The following is a 15895-nucleotide window of genomic DNA, read 5'->3' as shown; positions in this document are numbered from 1 at the left end:
TATATAACTGTAATCTAAAATTGGATCAGAACTGTTGATTCTTATGCTTTTTCATGTGGAATCGAATAAAAGTGACCAACAGAATCAGAAGAAAAGGCAGGATGTATGCCAAATTAGTGATCAACGGCCAAGTAGTGTTTACGATTTCTGTGAGCTCAGATTCTTGTGTGTAAGTCGTTACTGACAGCAGAAGGCAAATAAAAGCAAGCGGGAAGACAATCAGTCTTTCATTTTCCAATCTGAGAAGCTCCTTCATGACTTTAATAAGAATAAGCAGCAGGATTGAAGCCTTGAAATAAAAGCCAATAATTAATGAAAAACCGATCACGGACTCGACCCGTTCTATAGTTTCCTGAAAATAAATTAACCTCGCCAACTGGTACAATGAATATTTTAAGCTTCCGGACAGGGGTCCCAGTACCATAATACTGCTAATGACAGAAGCAATTAACGTCAGAGCATTTATAAGGAGTGCCAGATACATTTGTTTTCCTAGCTTTGATTTATCTTCTTTATGCACAAACGGTAAAATTATTGAAAAAACGATTAGCTCGGAATAGGGAAAACCATAGACTACATATGCAGCACTCAGGATAGGTCTAACTCCATCAGACATGATGGGCAGCAAGTATTCGGGATGATACAAACCTGCTACAAGAATCCAGACCAAGATAATAAATCCGAACATTAGAGACATTAAGACTGCGGCCATACGGGCAATTACTTCGATGCCAGCGAGCGCTGTCATAGCAATCGTTATAAAAAACATCGTATTTACCGCATAAGTAGGCGTTTCTTTTAACATCGTACTTTTGAAAAAGGTACCGATCTCAATGACAATTCCTGCGACATTCCAAAACAAAACACATGTGAAAGGAAGTAATAGAACGAGAGTCAGCCCATTTCCAAGCACAGCGCGGCTTTGTTCCACAAGTGATAGCTCTGGGGCTCGTCTATTTAAATATAGAATACCGGATAGCAGAAGCATTCCTGTGGCCGAGGCAATAATGAGAGAAATCCAGGCTCCATTGCCAGCAAAGTTAGTTAGTGAAGCAGGGACGATGACGATTGAAGAGCCTGTCATAAAGAAGAGAAACAGCATGGACATTTGGATAGAGCTAACACGTTCTTGCTTATTCATACGTTCCTCCTCTTTCTATACACTTATGAAATAGCCGGGTTGATCCAATGGACGATGTGTTCAGCTGGACCCGTAAGTAGATTGAAGAGCGAGTCCAAATTAGGCCATGGCTTTGCTGCTATGAAGATAAACCCGAGATAAAGAACCGGCAGCAGAAGGACTCCATAGACCACTCGATCACGAACGGAGGCCTGTCTAAACTTTGGGAGGTCATGGGCTAGCATAGCGGAAGCTAATAGCAGTACACAGATAATTTGTCCCAGCATAGCTACTACTCCTTTGTCCCGAATATTGTACCTGAGTTCATACCAGTGCTTAACACTTTGACTTCAACATTGATATCGAATTCAGTCTGAGCAATCTTTTCCTTCCATACCGGCTCTAATTGTTTCCACTGTTGCGGATTTCTTTGATAGATCTGATTACCAATTCCAAGTGCATCTACTTTTTTTGTTTTAAAAAAATCGGTAGTATGTTTCACCTGCTGTTCAACCTGAGCTACAATCCGTTGTTCAAATTGTTTCATGTCTTTAGATGTTTTTAAATGTGAACAGCGTAACTCTCCGATTGTACCTTCAATTGCAATTTTTACACCGACGGAAACAGAACCATTGTTCACGGTTGGAGTAAGCTTACTGTTGAAGGTGAGCACTTCAAGAGATTCCTTTTTTCGCAGCGCATTTTCGTTCTCATTGGTGCAAGGGAATTCTAAGGCTCCATAGATATATCTGTCCATCAGCATCATGAACGCTTCTGTGTCTTTCTCCTTCAGAAGTTCTACCATTTTCCCGTCTTGTATTAGCGCTAGTCCTGATATTATTGCTTTATTATCTACACTGGTCTTATGCAGGTAAGGTAGAACAGAAGTGTTGGAGGGACTGCACATTTGAATAGCCAGCTCATAGAGAGGGATTTTGGAAGTTTTTGCGGCATAAAGAGCACCACTCGTCTCCATTCTCTTATACTGTTGACCAATGGTTTGTTCAATAAACGGACTTACATCTAAAAAAGGTGCAGCGGCTTGTTCAGCAATGAGGGGAAGAACGGTACCACGTGGCTCTTGATCCCTAGAGAAAAAATCAAGCACTTCCCTTATGTTCACGTTTCTAGCTAATTGTTCACCGATTAAAATGACACGCATATGATCCCATTTGGCTTTGCGGCCGAATTTTGCAGGGATTTCTCGTATGGCTTCAAAAAAAGTCTCTCCACTCGTTGAAATATTAATCCCCTTGGACGCTGGATTCCCTGACTGCCCCATTTCAATTTTGGTCGAAGGATTATAGAAATGAGTCGTTATCACAAAGCGATCATCTTCACCTTGGTCAATGGCTACTGCTTGTACATACCCATACTCGTCAAGTTCTTTATTATCCCAGCATCCGCTAGTTAGGCTGAGAACAAGAAGGCAGATTAGCATGGTAGTAAGTCGATTCACTATATCTACTTCCTTCCTGAAGTCTTTTTATATAAATGACGACTACGAGGTGAATGAAGCAGTAGCTTTCTCGGCAGAACGAAAATTGAAAAACGTACTTTTTTAAGGTCAAGTGGAGCCAACGAGTCTAAATACGGCTCACCTAATGAACGCAAGGTAGTCAGATGAAGATAAATCAGTATAAAACCAACCATGATCCCAAGCCCTCCGAACGTTGCCGCAAGAATCATTAATGGAAACCGCAAGATTCGCAGTGCAATGGCCATATTGTATTGAGGGAGCGCAAAAGAGGCAATCCCCGTTAAGGCCACGACAATAACCATAACCGGAGAGGCAATTTGCGATTGTATAGCTGCTTGTCCTATGACCAATGCACCAACAATGCTGACGGCTGACCCGATCGGTCTAGGTAAGCGTATGCCTGCCTCTCTTAATAGCTCAAAGAAAAATTCCATGATCAATGCCTCGATCAAGGCAGGAAAGGGAATGCCTTCGCGCGTGTTAAGAATGGCAAGTAGCAAAACAGTGGGAATTAGTTCGGAATGGAAGTTAGATAACGCAATATAGGTGCTAGGCAATAACAGCGCGATAATGAAGGCAGCCACTCTAATCAACCGTATTAAAGATGAAAAAATGGTTCGGTAGTAATAATCCTCGCTATTCGTAAAAAATTCCATGAAATTTCCAGGACATATCAATATGGAAGGACTTCCGTTTACCATAGCAATAATTTTCCCGTCAAGTAGAGCGGTTATAGCTGTATCTGGTCGTTCTGTGTAGCGGACTTGTGGAAAGGGAGAGTAGAGAGAATCCCCGATCCACTCTTCGAGATAGGATACGTCAATAATCTCTTCCTTTTCGATATCAGCTATGCGTTGCTTGAACTGTTGTAATGTTTCTGGTTTCACTACTCCATCCAGGTAACCAAAGGACAACGTTCTTTGAACCTGCTTACCGGAAGTGAAGAATTCAAACTTAAGATTAGTAGTCTTTAATAAGCTACGAATAACACCAATATTACGCTCCAAGCTTTCTATAAAGCTGATGTGTGGGCCCTGTACGGTTGGCTCAGTAATAGGCTCAGAGGTTTGACGCTGCTCAACATCAAGGGCATAATATGCGACTGCTTTCTGCCAGCCATCAAAGAGAATTACAACCTTTCCGTCAAGAATTCCCTTAACGGCCTGATTGATATTGTCCATCAATTCAAGGAGTGGGGAAGTAACCCCATTTTGTTCAAAGAAAGAGATGACATCTTTAACATTTACATCTGAGGTGGGACCTAGCTCATGCGGAACAAGATTTTGCAAAGTATCTTTAAAATGATTTGTAGGGTCAGACTTGGTAAGTGTATTGAAGTAGATTGCCAAGGCTTGATAGCTAAGATCAGGGCCATAATTCCAAGGGATAATCTTTAGATCTGAACAATTGGCAAAACAATCGCTAATCATCTGCAAATTGTCCTCGAGAGATTCAGAGATGGCATGGGACAAAGGATCCTTGTTTGAAAGCTCATTTTTGGTTTCTGTTTGTGGATGCAGCTTAGGATTTGCCGGAGGTATCTTGGGGCTGAAAAATTTCCGCATGCAGTTCTCCTTAATAAATTAGATGTTAAGTGATTTTTATCTTCTCCCTGATTTAGGAATTTATTCTAGGTAGGTGTGTGCTTTAATCTGAATGCAAATTTAGATTGATCAGATTGCTTTTTCACTAATGGAGCTTGATTCTCATATCCCATCTTTATGGGATTGGTCCTGGCAATGGATCTACTTATAATTGTTAGTAATTCTTAGACAAATATGAGTGGGGACGGGATCAGCATGAATGTTGCAAAAAATACAGAGCTAGCGGGCACCCGCAGGCGGCGGTTGGGTATGATGGCGGCTATTTGTATGGGAGCTTTTATTTCCCATTTTACAGCCGGAATTATGAATGTATCGCTTCCTTTTTTTATAAATCATTTTCAGACGGAGCTTGCAAAGGGTTTGTGGATCACAACAGGGTACCTACTAGTGATTACTGCGCTTCTCCCTGTGATGGGAAAACTGGGTGATCGTTATGGGTTTCGCCGCATTCATAATCTCGGATATGTGATTTTTACAGTTGGTTCGATCTTGGTCGCTTTTTCACCTAATCTGCCAATATTGCTTACGCTTAGAGTTGTGCAGGGAATAGGCGCTGCGATGTTCCAAGCAACGAATATTGCGCTCATCACCATCCATATGCCGAAAGAGAAAAGAGGACATGCACTCGGAATTCTGAGTACGGCTGTCGCACTGGGCGGGATGACAGGCCCTATTGCGGGAGGGTTGATTGCGGAGTGGCTCAGCTGGCAGTGGCTATTTTTGATCCATGTTCCTGTGGCAATTGTGGCTACAGTTATGGCTTACCGGTACATTCCGAGCCGTGTGCAAGATCGTAAGCCGGGAACAGTCAGCATCGTGGGGGCTAGCTTGTTCATGGTATGGATCACCTTGCTTCTTCTCGTGATAACAAATGGGAGCAAGTGGGGCTGGGTGTCTAAGCAGACGATGGCGAGTTTGATGGGGGTTATCCTGCTGTTGGTCACGTTTCTATTATGGGAACGGACGCAAAAGACAACTTTTCTACCTCTTCGGGCGCTGAGAATTCCTGCTGTGGCGGGTGGCTTGATCGTTAGCTGTGCCTCTTTTATTCTTTCTAATACCTTGCTTGTCCTTATTCCATTTTATTTGATGGGAGCAGCGGTTCAGTTTTCGTCCTCCACGACCGGTTACATTATGGCGGCTTATCCCATTGCATTGGCATTTGCAGGTCCTCTTGCAGGCTACTGGTCCGATCGTTATGGTTCTCGTCGGCTGATGCTTATGGGGCTGAGTGCTATGGGAGGCGGGTTCGTCCTGTTGCTAGTATTTTTAGAGAATATCCCGGTCTATGGAATCGCTGCGATTCTATGTCTTATTGGACTTGGGATGGGGCTCATTGCTTCTCCGAATAATAGCTATATTATGCAGCAGACGCCTAAGGAACACGTAGGTTCAATTGGAGGAATAATTGCCTTAACACGAAATGCGGGGATGGTGTTTGGTTCAGCACTTGGACTTGGCATGGTGGGTGGAGAGATAGGGCAGGAGAATCAGCTACAGGCGTTCAAAATGGTTTTTGGGATTAATATTTTCATTTGTATAGGCGTTATTATAATGATGGTTGTTATCAATAGACGGCCATTTAAATCTGCTTGATCTAAAAAAATGTGTGTGTAATCACAACTCAAGGTTTGGTGTTCTGTTACGTTTGAGTAACGAAAGATTATCTAGATATGGAGGATAACAATATGTTTTGTTACCAGTGTGAACAGACACCGACTGGCGGTTGCACCGTTGTTGGTGTATGCGGCAAAAATGAAACCATTGCGAGTTTACAGGACACGATGATTTTTGCCTTAAAAGGAATTGCAGCTTATGCAACACATGCTCGGCAGCTAGGATATAGCGATCCTGAGGTGGATCGTATTACCCACGAAGCTTTGTATATGACCTTGACCAATTCCAACTTTAATACGCAGGAGCATTTGGAGATGGCGATGAAGGTTGGAGATGCGGCGGTTCGTGTCATGGATCTGCTGGATCGTGCGCATACGGATCGCTTTGGGATTCCACAACCAATCACAGTTAGCCAGAATAAAATAGAAGGTCAATGTATTGTGGTGACAGGGCATAACTTGTATGCACTCGAGGAATTGCTGCAGCAGACGGAAGGAAAGGGCATCAACATCTATACCCACTCGGAAATGCTACCTGCCCATGGCTATCCTGCGCTCAAAAAGTATAAACATCTGAAAGGCAACATCGGCAAAGCTTGGTACGATCAACGCAGACTTTTCGAGCAGTTTCCTGGTGCGATTCTTGCAACTACAAACTGTGTGATGCCGATTAAGGGTACGTATGCAGACCGCTTTTTCTCATATGAAGTAGCAGGACTAGAAGGTGTAGCGAAAATCACGAATGACGATTTCTCCCCCCTGATTAATCGTGCATTGTCATTACCTGCGGCTGATGTAGAGTCAGATCTGGTACTTACGACAGGATATCATCATGAAACAGTAATCGGGCTGGCACCAGAGATCATTCAGGCTGTCAAAGATGGGCATATCCGCCGGTTTTTCGTTATTGCGGGTTGTGACGCGCCAGGTAAAGGTGGGAATTACTACCGCGAGTTGGCGACATCCTTACCGAACGATACCGTCATTTTAACCACTTCTTGCGGAAAATTCCGCTTTAATGACGTAGATTATGGAACTGTTGGAGACACAGGAATTCCGCGTTATATTGACCTTGGGCAATGTAATAATTCTGGTTCTACGGTGAAGATTGCTTTAGCTCTGGCTGAGGCATTTGATTGTACGGTGAACGAGCTACCTGTCAGCATCGTGCTGTCCTGGTTTGAGCAAAAAGCGGTAGCGATTCTGCTGGGTTTGTTCAGTCTTGGCATTCAGGATATTCGTATCGGACCGAAACCGCCTGAGTTTATCTCGGATGGGGTGTTGGATGTGTTGGTAGAGCTTTTTGGGTTAAAGTTGATTACCACTGCCGAGGAAGATATGAACGCGATGTTGGCGTTATCGTAGGTTAATATGGGTGCTTAACACGTGAGACATATGGAGTGCTGTGTATCATTGGTTAGGGTACAATATTTAATATCGCAAGACTAAGCTCAAGCTGAGAAAAAAGCTTGAGCTTTTCTTGCGTTTTGAAGACAAGCTAACATACAAACACATGTTACGATTGGGGGGGGGATCGCTTTTCCAGGGTTATTGTCTACAGTTATGAATTATATATTTTTATATTGTTTCGTAGCTGAGCTAAAAATTTATTTGCTGCATTAGAAAACACTTGATGTTTTTTCCAGATAATATTTAAATTAGCCTCTAATTTGGGGTTTAAAGGTTTAAAGCAAAGCTTGCTATCTCCTGATGTATTAATCAGTTTATCCAAGCACAATGCATATCCAATATTTTCTTCTACCATTCGTGCAGCATTGTAAAGTAGATTATAAGTTGCGACAATATTGAGATCCTCGATATTCGCTCCAAACCATCCTGTGAATTCGTTACTGACAGCAGTTTGACGTGAAATTAACAGTGGTTTATTTATTAAATCTATTGGCTGGATGAACTGCTTGTACGCTAGAGGACTATCTTTGCGCATTAAAACACCCCAAACATCAGTAGCAGGTAATTTTATATAATCATATTTTTGTTTATCTGTGGGTTCTATGACAATGCCAAAGTCTAATAATCCACTGTCTAACTTACTAGTAATATCGTCAGCATTACCACTGTATAAATCAAATCGAATACTTGGATAATGTTCAAGTAATTCTTTTGATGCTTTGGCAATGAAATTCATAGCTTCTGTTTCACCACCACCAATGTAAATTTCTCCGCTAATCAGTTCTTTTGATTCTTTAAAACTGACTTCGGTTTTATCTACTAGCTCAACGATTTCCTTCGCTTTTTTAAATAAGTACTTCCCTTCATCTGTTAAAGTAATTTTCCGATTACCTCTTTCAAATAAAGTTGCTCCTAATTCCATTTCAAGGTCTTTTAATTGTCTTGATAATGTAGGTTGGGACAAATGCAGCTGTTTTGAAGCAGCCGATATATTCTCTTCATTCGCTACAGCAATAAAATAGCGTAATACACGAATTTCCATAACAGTCTCCTTATTATATCTATGCTTAAAAGGCATAAGAATGTATTTGGTATAAGTATTAGTCATTTGAATCATATCAACTTATGATGTGAATGAAAAGGTTGAACTCTAAACATATGAACCTCATTATCAGAAGTATAATTAAATTGGGCTGGTGATTTTAAAAATGGAGATGAAAGAATTTATTAATTTTTGTAAGAAGGGAAATTCAATTTCGGGTGAGGATAAAGAATTGCATGGATTATTAACTCTATGCAGTTATCAAGCTCAAAAGATCACAATGGAATTGAATACATCCTATCATTCAAAAGAAGAAATAGTGGAGATTTTTAGTGAACTTACAGGCAATAAAGTTGATTCGTCGTTTATGTGTTTTCCGCCGTTTTATACAGATTTTGGGAAAAATATCACTGTAGGGAAGAATGTGTTTTTCAACATAGGCTGTTCCTTCCAAGATAGAGGTGGAATTAATATAGGGGACGGTACAATGATTGGTATGAATGTCACGATTGCTACTCTTAATCATGGGTTACCTTTAGAAACGAGAAATGTAACCTATCCCTCTCCAGTTATCATTGGAGACAATGTATGGATTGGGTCAAACGCTACCATACTGCCCGGGGTGACGATTGGAGATAACTCTGTTGTTGCGGCAGGAGCAGTTGTCACTAAAGATGTTCCAGCGAATACTGTCGTTGCAGGAGTACCGGCAAAAGAGCTTAAAAAAATTATTAACAATTTGTAATACATCTTAAAAACTCAAGCGTAATGCCGCTTGAGTTTTTTCATGCAAGTATATTGCATTTCGTTGGTAGGTAATCCAGGCACACAAGCCAAATCGATCATAAAAAAGATTCCCATCAGTGATTATTGGCGGGATATTGTTATATAATCAACCCCATTTCACGGAGTCTATCTTTAATTTTCTTTATACGAGCTTCTTTTTCGGTAGCTTCAGTTAATACCACCACAGATGTTTCGTTATACTTCTTTATAATCCTCTTTAAAGTTAATTCTTTCATATCCTTTTTACTCTGCATTGTAACACGAGGGACAATGGTATGGTTTTCTATGGTCTTGGGATCTGCAGAAATTCGTTCTAGTAAACGAAGTAGAAGCATCAGTCTTTTGTGTCCCAACCTCGGAACTTGGTATAGTTTTTTCCACGTGGAATTTAGTAGATGATCAAGGTTTATATATCCCTTGCAGTATAGAGCATTTATGAGGCCCGTTAAATTTGGTCCCTGCTCTTCTGCATAAGCAACAGTTGCAATACAAGCAATATCCTTACTATAAAGATGCGCTGGAAGTGGGAAAAATTGTATTAATGCCGCATTTCCATCGATGATGTCATTCATGATGATTTACCTCCATTAAAAATTTTTAGTTATTATTCACGTATAGAATTCTGGTGAAGGTTGTGCAAAATATTATTACACTCTGCATTATTAAAACCCAAGCTACTGATCATTTTCTGAACATCACCAAAGCCCATTGCATGAGCATGTAGTATATTCAGAAGATTTTACTATTTAATAAGTAACAATCGACTCCAATATTCGCTGCTGCGCTTCGTAATCAACGCTAAGTAATGGTATGATGTAGGCATCAATTTTATGGGGTGCACTATGATGGATATTCGAATCAAAGAACTGCTTGATGCTACACAGCAAAAATATGGATTGGACAACTACTACTTACACTCTCATGAAATTTATCGCGACGTTACGATACTGGGAGAGACCAACTATTTTCTTAGTATGGAATGGTTTCCTGCACATATGAAGGAATGGAAGGGCGATTACAATCCGGAAGGAACTGCCGTCATCACGATTGACCTACAATCCCGCAACTATAAAAGTGTGATTTTTGTTGGCGGGATATCTTATGCGAATGGGACACCATTCCAAAATATAGATTTTAACGGAGTCATCCGGTGGATTGAAGATGAGGCAAGGATTGTATACGGTAAACAATTTCACTTAGAGAAGGAACAGATTGGAGAATATCATTTTATTGAAAAAATAGGTAGCATACCAGTCACTCCTGGTGGACGGATCGAGCTTCGCTTCGATGCGGAAGGCAGGCTTGTTTTTTACAGTGTATATGGCCAGTTTCCTTCCAGCTCCCTTGTGCATAAAGAGAACTATACTCTCACACTTCAAACGATAGAGCCACAGGCGAGGAAACAACTACAGCTTATAGAATATCCGGTGTACGAGACGAAGCAACTCCTGCCGATCTATGGGATAGAAGAAATCTACATTACAAATGACGGAACAACCACCATCCCGTTTGAGTTTATATCAGGTACAAGAGCACGACTGAATATTGATCAAGTAATCCATTGGGAGCAACAGAATACGGAGCTGGAGCCGTTCGAAAGGACGGAGATACGTCTACTTGAGGTTGTTACCATTGAGCAGGCAATAGCTAGTGAGCCGCATCCGGACTCATTTCCTATCACAGACGCAGAACAAGCCGAATGTATAGCCGCAGTCGAAGCTGGTTTAAGCCAGCTCTTTCCGGATGAATCCGGAGAATGGATGTTGAAGACTTTTCAACGGGAAAGAGGACATATTCAGGCAACACTGAGGATGAAGGCGCCAAGTAATCGTATATTCCAGCGTAAGATCCTCCTGTTCATCGATGTGCAGAATTATAAGGTTATAAATTATATGGATAACAAGCCAATGCTCGATATGTTTGATGAGTTCAAGAGCGAAGAGGGGATTTCTGTAAGCCATGACGAAGCTTATGACAAGCTCAAGGGATGGTTCGAATTAACACCCGTCTATGTGTATGATCCTGGGCAGAAGAAGTATGTGCTGTGCGGGAAGTTAGATTGTAATTATGCTGTGAAGGCCACTAGTGGAGATGTGGTGGAGTTGAGTAGTTTGGAATGATAGTGCAAGCTTTCTTATACTGAGTAGGACGAATAAAGGTAATGAAGTATAGTAAGGTGATGCAAATATAATAAAATGAGTAGAACTTACTAATTTTGTGAGCTACTTTGGGAGTTGAAAATATGACGACAGCTACAGGAACCAAGGAAAATCCTTGGAAGTTAAAGACACCACCGCAAACATCCGAGTATGAAATGTATAAGGTCGAAAAAGACGGTAAAGAAATTATAGTTTGCACTGTAGGGAAAACGGTTTTGCATTATGACTACCGCTGTATTGAAGATCTGCACGCCATGCTTATACAAAATGGTGATTGGATGGAGTTAGGAAGTGCTGATGAGCAAAAACCAGCAAAAGAAGGTACCGTTGAAGCATGGGGGCGTTCACCTGAAAACCCTGTCGGCGGTTGGTATGGATTAAAGAAGGGACTTCGGGGGCGATTCGGAATGTATATCCCACCGTTGCTCGAAGAATTGGGTCTTGCGGAAGTAGAGCATAATCCAAGAAACAATCGGATGAAAGCGATCTTGTAAACGAAGGAGAGCCTAAAGGCTCTTCTTTTTTTGAGCCATGCCCCTAACCGGTGGTCTTTCGTACACATTGCAGTGATTAATTTAGTTACAAAACGTTTTTTTTAGTTACATAAACTTTCAAGAGCAGGGCCTTTGCCGTTAAGCTGATTGTAAAAATATTCACAAGGGGGCAAAGCTATAACATGAATAAAAAAGTAACCACTGCTCTTATTCTCGTTCTCTCAGTCATGCTTGTTATCACAGGATGTGGCAATAGCAACAGCAGCAATGGAAACGGGAACAAGAACACCAGCAAGATCAACGAGACAAAGGAAACTGAAGCCGTTTCGGGAGCATCCAAAGCTAGCTATACACCGTACGATCAACTAAAAGATAAATATGACATCATCATTATCGGTGCAGGCGGTGCAGGAATGTCTGCTGCACTTGAGGCGAGAGCAAAAGGTATGAACCCGGTTGTTTTTGAAAAAATGCCGGTTGCCGGCGGGAATACAACAAAATCATCTTCGGGAATGAATGCTTCTGAAACGAAATTCCAAATAGAGCAAGGCATTGAAGACAGCAATGATCTCTTTTATGAAGAGACCTTAAAAGGTGGCCATGATACGAACGATAAAGAGATGCTTCGTTTCTTCGTAGACAATTCCGCAAGTGCGATTGATTGGCTGGATTCTATCGGGATTAGATTGAATAATATCACGATTACAGGTGGGATGAACGAAAAACGTACACACCGTCCTGAAGATGGTTCTGCAGTAGGACAATACCTTGTCAAAGGTTTGGTGAAAAACGTACAAGAACAAGGCATTCCCCTTTTTGTGAACGCCAATGTCAAGGAAATTACCGAAAAAGACGGTAAGGTCAATGGCGTCAAAGTCATCTTTGGCCAAACGGAGGAGAGAACGATTACAGCATCTGCTGTCGTGGTGACAACCGGTGGTTTCGGCGCCAATCTAGACATGATTTCAGGAGTCAGATCTGATTTGGAGGGGTACGTTACCACCAACCAGCCGGGCAGCACCGGTGACGGTATCAAGATGATTGAGAAGCTCGGCGGTACCACAGTCGATATGGATCAAATCCAAGTTCACCCGACTGTGCAGCAGGAAAAATCCTATCTCATTGGGGAGGCTGTTCGTGGGGAAGGAGCGATCCTGGTTTCAAGTGTAGGCAAACGTTTCACAAACGAACTGGATACAAGAGATAATGTCACCGCTGCAATCAATAAGATTCCTGAGAAATCTGCGTTTCTTGTATTTGATTCCGGCGTAAAATCTCGCGCTAAAGCGATTGAACAATATGAAAAAATGGGCTTCGTTATCCAAGGAGATTCGATCGAGGCTTTGGCAACAAAAATGGACGTACCGGCAGATCAGTTGAAAACTACACTGGACAGCTGGAATAGCACGGTGACGAATAAACAGGATGCCGACTTCGGCAGAACAACCGGAATGGACAATGACTTGTCCGGCGCGCCATATTATGCAATTAAAATCGGCCCGGGAATTCACTATACGATGGGAGGCGTGAAAATCAACACCAACACTGAAGTTTTAAATAAAGACGGACAACCGATTCCAGGCCTTTTTGCAGCAGGAGAAGTTACCGGAGGCTTGCATGGTCAAAACCGGATCGGCGGTAACTCTGTTGCGGAAATCATTATTTTCGGCCGCCAAACGGGTATAAAATCCGCTGAATTCGTAAAAGCACAATAAGTTATCCCCCTGCCTCTTTTCGGCTAGGCAAACAAACGCTTGGGCTCATCTTAGCCATGCGTTTGTTGTTTTATAATAACGGTGTAGCGTATAAGGTCATAGCCAGCCTTGCACGTATACGTTAGAATGAAGAAAAATTTCCGGAGGGACAGCTGATGAAAATTGGCAAACACACACTTCGGCTGCAAACAACAATTACTTTGATGATTGGTGCAGTTCTTATCATAATGCTGCTAGTGGTCTATGTGCTATTTAGTATAAAGGTTTCCTCACAAACAAAATCCTCGTTGGAACAAAAGGCTGTGATCATTTCCCGTACGTTATCGCGTAACCCTCTAATTATTGAAGCGTTAAACAAATCACGCAGCTCGTCTGAATTGCAAAGCTACACTGAGGAAATCCGATTGTTGAACAATGTGGAATTTGTTGTGGTCATGGATATGAATGCAATCCGATATTCCCATCCGGACAAGGACAAAATTGGTAAGCATTTTATCGGTGGCGACGAAGCCGCAGTCTTGCAGGGGCAGGAAAGCATTTCGGAAGCCGAGGGTTCTTTGGGCCCATCTGTAAGAGCGTTTTCACCTGTCTTTTCTGCAAGCGGGAAACAATTAGGAGCGGTGGCAGTAGGAATATCACTAGGAAACATCAGACTTGCCATAAGAGAGAACGTGGGAATCCTTTATTGGGGATTGCTTATAGGCAGTCTAATAGGGGCTGCAGGAGCATTTCTGCTGGCACGTGTTATCAAAAAAATGATGTTTGGCATGGAACCGGCCGCTATTGCTAAGCTTTTGGAAGAGCGCAACTCCATGCTACAGTCAGTTAGGGAGGGAGTCATTGCCGTTGATAAAGAGTCACGTATTACTTTGATTAATACAGAAGCCAGGCGTTTGCTTGCAGCCATTGGCATGCAGGATGATCCCTTGAACCAGTCGGTGGAGAGCTTTTGGCCATCACTGCGGATGAATACAGTGCTCAAAACCGGTGAAGCCAGCCAGGACTTGGAGGTGGAGCATAGCGGTGTTACGTTACTGGCAAACGTGGTTCCCATTCACGTAAAGGGAGCTGTAGAAGGTGCAATTGCCACATTCCGTGATAAGACGGAAATCAGCATACTTATGGAAAGGTTATCTGGCATCTCCTTATATGCCGAAGCATTACGTGCCCAGGCGCATGAGTTTATGAACAAGCTGCATGTAATATTAGGATTAACACATATGAAAAGGTATGATCGGTTGGAGGCGTATATAACAAGTACTGTCACAACAACACAGGCAGAGATGGGAACGGTGGTGAGACAAGTGAAGGACCCTGTGATGGCCGGCTTTCTATTGGGTAAGCTGAGCCGGGCCAGAGAAGCCGGAGTTCGGCTGGTGCTTCTGGAGGATGGGGTTCTGCCGGAGCCTAGCGATCCGGAACGCTCCTGCCAACTCATTACGATAGTCGGTAATCTTTTGGATAATGCTATGGAAGCACCGGAAGGTAGAGGCAGCAAATATATTCATTTCAGCTTTCAATATCAGGATAAGACGCTGATAGTTACGGTTAGCGATAATGGAAGCGGTATCCCAGATGAGAAATTGCCGTATATTTTTCAACAGGGGTATTCGACAAAAGGACATGATCGAGGCATAGGCTTGTATCTGGTTGAGCGGAGCCTTAAAGCTATGGGAGGTAAGATTGTTTGTGAAACAGGAAAGGGAGAAGGGACCCGATTTACGGTTAGTTTACCTTATCGAGCAAAGAGTGATGGTCAATGATTAGTGTATTGATTGTAGAAGATGATCCGATGGTAGCCGAGATGAATAAATTCTATCTGGAGCAAGTGGAAGGTTTTCAGTGTAAAGGCTGGGCAAAATCAGTGGGTGAAGCTCTGATCAAATTGGCAGATGAGTCTTTCGAGCTGATTCTGCTGGATATTTACATGAAGGAGAGCAATGGATTGGAGCTGCTGTCCGCTCTCCGTCGAGGCAGTAAACGAATAGATGTGATTATCATTTCAGCTGCGAGCGATAAGGACAGTATCCGAGACGCGCTTCAGAACGGTGCAGTCGATTATCTTATCAAACCGTTTGAGTTTGAACGGTTTCTCGCAGCCCTTTCCGCCTACAAGGAGCAGCATTTCCTGTTCCGCAATCAGGATTCCCTGGATCAGTCTGAACTAGATAAGCTAACCGGGTATAGGAAAGAGCCCTCGGTCGTTCAGGATTTATCTAAGGGCTTTACCCGGCACACACTTCGGACGGTCTGGAAAGCGGTGGAGACCCATAATGCAAATTCCTTTAGCACTGAAGAGATTGCAGTTAGTTCCGGAATCTCGCGGGTTTCGGTCGGGAAATATCTTGCCGTCCTCGCAGATATGGGAGCGCTGAACAGTGAATTGACCTATGGCACCATAGGAAGACCTGTACAGCGATATCGCATGTCTTCCCGCGGCAGTTCTGTGATTTCTAAATTCATATAATT

Annotated in this window: 14 protein-coding genes; 8 read left to right on the top strand and 6 right to left on the bottom strand. The window is 42.5% G+C overall.

The window, feature by feature from the left end; all coding sequences use genetic code 11:
- Positions 1–25 precede the first annotated feature (25 nt).
- Genes H70737_RS19090 through H70737_RS19075 form a run of 4 tightly spaced genes read right to left on the bottom strand, consistent with a single transcriptional unit; the run spans position 26 to position 4165 of the window.
- Complete coding sequence (locus H70737_RS19090) at positions 26–1141, bottom strand: GerAB/ArcD/ProY family transporter (protein ID WP_042189680.1); 1116 nt, start codon at positions 1139–1141, stop codon at positions 26–28.
- Between the two features lie 23 nt (positions 1142–1164).
- Positions 1165–1407 (bottom strand): hypothetical protein, encoded by a 243-nt coding sequence (locus H70737_RS19085; RefSeq protein ID WP_042189679.1) that lies wholly within the window; start codon positions 1405–1407, stop codon positions 1165–1167.
- Positions 1408–1412: 5 nt separating this feature from the next.
- The gene (locus H70737_RS19080; protein WP_052404346.1) at positions 1413–2579 is read right to left on the bottom strand and encodes a Ger(x)C family spore germination protein; all 1167 of its coding nucleotides are present in this window, start codon (positions 2577–2579) and stop codon (positions 1413–1415) included.
- Positions 2580–2584: 5 nt separating this feature from the next.
- Positions 2585–4165: a spore germination protein gene (locus H70737_RS19075; protein WP_081951163.1), complete on the bottom strand. Its 1581-nt coding sequence runs from the start codon at positions 4163–4165 to the stop codon at positions 2585–2587.
- 234 nt (positions 4166–4399) lie between these two features.
- Here H70737_RS19075 and H70737_RS19070 point away from each other — a divergent pair, with 234 nt between their 5' ends.
- Positions 4400–5800 (top strand): MFS transporter, encoded by a 1401-nt coding sequence (locus H70737_RS19070; RefSeq protein WP_052404345.1) that lies wholly within the window; start codon positions 4400–4402, stop codon positions 5798–5800.
- 92 nt (positions 5801–5892) lie between these two features.
- Entirely contained in the window at positions 5893–7185 is a 1293-nt protein-coding gene (gene hcp, locus H70737_RS19065) for a hydroxylamine reductase (protein ID WP_042189677.1), read from the top strand.
- A 196-nt stretch (positions 7186–7381) separates the two neighbouring features.
- Here the strand turns inward: hcp and H70737_RS19060 are convergent, their stop codons facing one another.
- Entirely contained in the window at positions 7382–8272 is an 891-nt protein-coding gene (locus H70737_RS19060; protein WP_042189675.1) for a LysR family transcriptional regulator, read from the bottom strand.
- Positions 8273–8438: 166 nt separating this feature from the next.
- On the opposite strand from H70737_RS19060, the gene H70737_RS19055 reads away from it, so the two are divergent.
- Entirely contained in the window at positions 8439–9017 is a 579-nt protein-coding gene (locus H70737_RS19055) for a sugar O-acetyltransferase (RefSeq protein WP_042189673.1), read from the top strand.
- A 139-nt stretch (positions 9018–9156) separates the two neighbouring features.
- Here H70737_RS19055 and H70737_RS19050 read toward each other — a convergent pair whose 3' ends face one another.
- The gene (locus H70737_RS19050) at positions 9157–9630 is read right to left on the bottom strand and encodes a hypothetical protein (RefSeq protein ID WP_042189671.1); all 474 of its coding nucleotides are present in this window, start codon (positions 9628–9630) and stop codon (positions 9157–9159) included.
- 270 nt (positions 9631–9900) lie between these two features.
- Between H70737_RS19050 and H70737_RS19045 the strand changes: the two genes are divergently transcribed.
- From H70737_RS19045 to H70737_RS19025, 5 genes are all read left to right on the top strand, one after another.
- Positions 9901–11178, top strand: a complete 1278-nt coding sequence (locus H70737_RS19045; protein WP_231573303.1) for a hypothetical protein — start codon at positions 9901–9903, stop codon at positions 11176–11178.
- A 122-nt stretch (positions 11179–11300) separates the two neighbouring features.
- A complete protein-coding gene (locus tag H70737_RS19040; RefSeq protein WP_042189670.1) occupies positions 11301–11711 on the top strand; it encodes a DUF6855 family protein in 411 nt (136 codons plus the stop codon).
- A 182-nt stretch (positions 11712–11893) separates the two neighbouring features.
- Positions 11894–13426, top strand: a complete 1533-nt coding sequence (locus H70737_RS19035) for a flavocytochrome c (protein WP_042189667.1) — start codon at positions 11894–11896, stop codon at positions 13424–13426.
- Positions 13427–13581: 155 nt separating this feature from the next.
- A complete protein-coding gene (gene dcuS, locus H70737_RS19030; protein WP_042189665.1) occupies positions 13582–15189 on the top strand; it encodes a DcuS/MalK family sensor histidine kinase in 1608 nt (535 codons plus the stop codon).
- The gene (locus H70737_RS19025) at positions 15186–15893 is read left to right on the top strand and encodes a response regulator (protein WP_042189663.1); all 708 of its coding nucleotides are present in this window, start codon (positions 15186–15188) and stop codon (positions 15891–15893) included. Before dcuS ends, H70737_RS19025 begins: the two co-directional genes overlap by 4 nt.
- Positions 15894–15895 lie beyond the last annotated feature (2 nt).

This window comes from Paenibacillus sp. FSL H7-0737 (assembly GCF_000758545.1).
Taxonomy (GTDB): Bacteria; Bacillota; Bacilli; order Paenibacillales; family Paenibacillaceae; genus Paenibacillus_AQ.
This window is presented reverse-complemented; position numbering and strand designations above follow the sequence as displayed.

Bases quoted from the DNA above. Each gene is read 5' to 3' on its own strand.
- H70737_RS19055 (WP_042189673.1), top strand. From the start codon at position 8,439: ATGGAGATGAAAGAATTTATTAATTTTTGTAAGAAGGGAAATTCAATT.
- dcuS (WP_042189665.1), top strand. From the start codon at position 13,582: ATGAAAATTGGCAAACACACACTTCGGCTGCAAACAACAATTACTTTG.
- H70737_RS19070 (WP_052404345.1), top strand. From the start codon at position 4,400: ATGAATGTTGCAAAAAATACAGAGCTAGCGGGCACCCGCAGGCGGCGG.
- H70737_RS19050 (WP_042189671.1), bottom strand. From the start codon at position 9,630: ATGAATGACATCATCGATGGAAATGCGGCATTAATACAATTTTTCCCA.
- H70737_RS19085 (WP_042189679.1), bottom strand. From the start codon at position 1,407: ATGCTGGGACAAATTATCTGTGTACTGCTATTAGCTTCCGCTATGCTA.
- H70737_RS19060 (WP_042189675.1), bottom strand. From the start codon at position 8,272: ATGGAAATTCGTGTATTACGCTATTTTATTGCTGTAGCGAATGAAGAG.
- H70737_RS19090 (WP_042189680.1), bottom strand. From the start codon at position 1,141: ATGAATAAGCAAGAACGTGTTAGCTCTATCCAAATGTCCATGCTGTTT.
- H70737_RS19075 (WP_081951163.1), bottom strand. From the start codon at position 4,165: ATGCGGAAATTTTTCAGCCCCAAGATACCTCCGGCAAATCCTAAGCTG.
- hcp (WP_042189677.1), top strand. From the start codon at position 5,893: ATGTTTTGTTACCAGTGTGAACAGACACCGACTGGCGGTTGCACCGTT.
- H70737_RS19035 (WP_042189667.1), top strand. From the start codon at position 11,894: ATGAATAAAAAAGTAACCACTGCTCTTATTCTCGTTCTCTCAGTCATG.
- H70737_RS19025 (WP_042189663.1), top strand. From the start codon at position 15,186: ATGATTAGTGTATTGATTGTAGAAGATGATCCGATGGTAGCCGAGATG.
- H70737_RS19045 (WP_231573303.1), top strand. From the start codon at position 9,901: ATGATGGATATTCGAATCAAAGAACTGCTTGATGCTACACAGCAAAAA.
- H70737_RS19040 (WP_042189670.1), top strand. From the start codon at position 11,301: ATGACGACAGCTACAGGAACCAAGGAAAATCCTTGGAAGTTAAAGACA.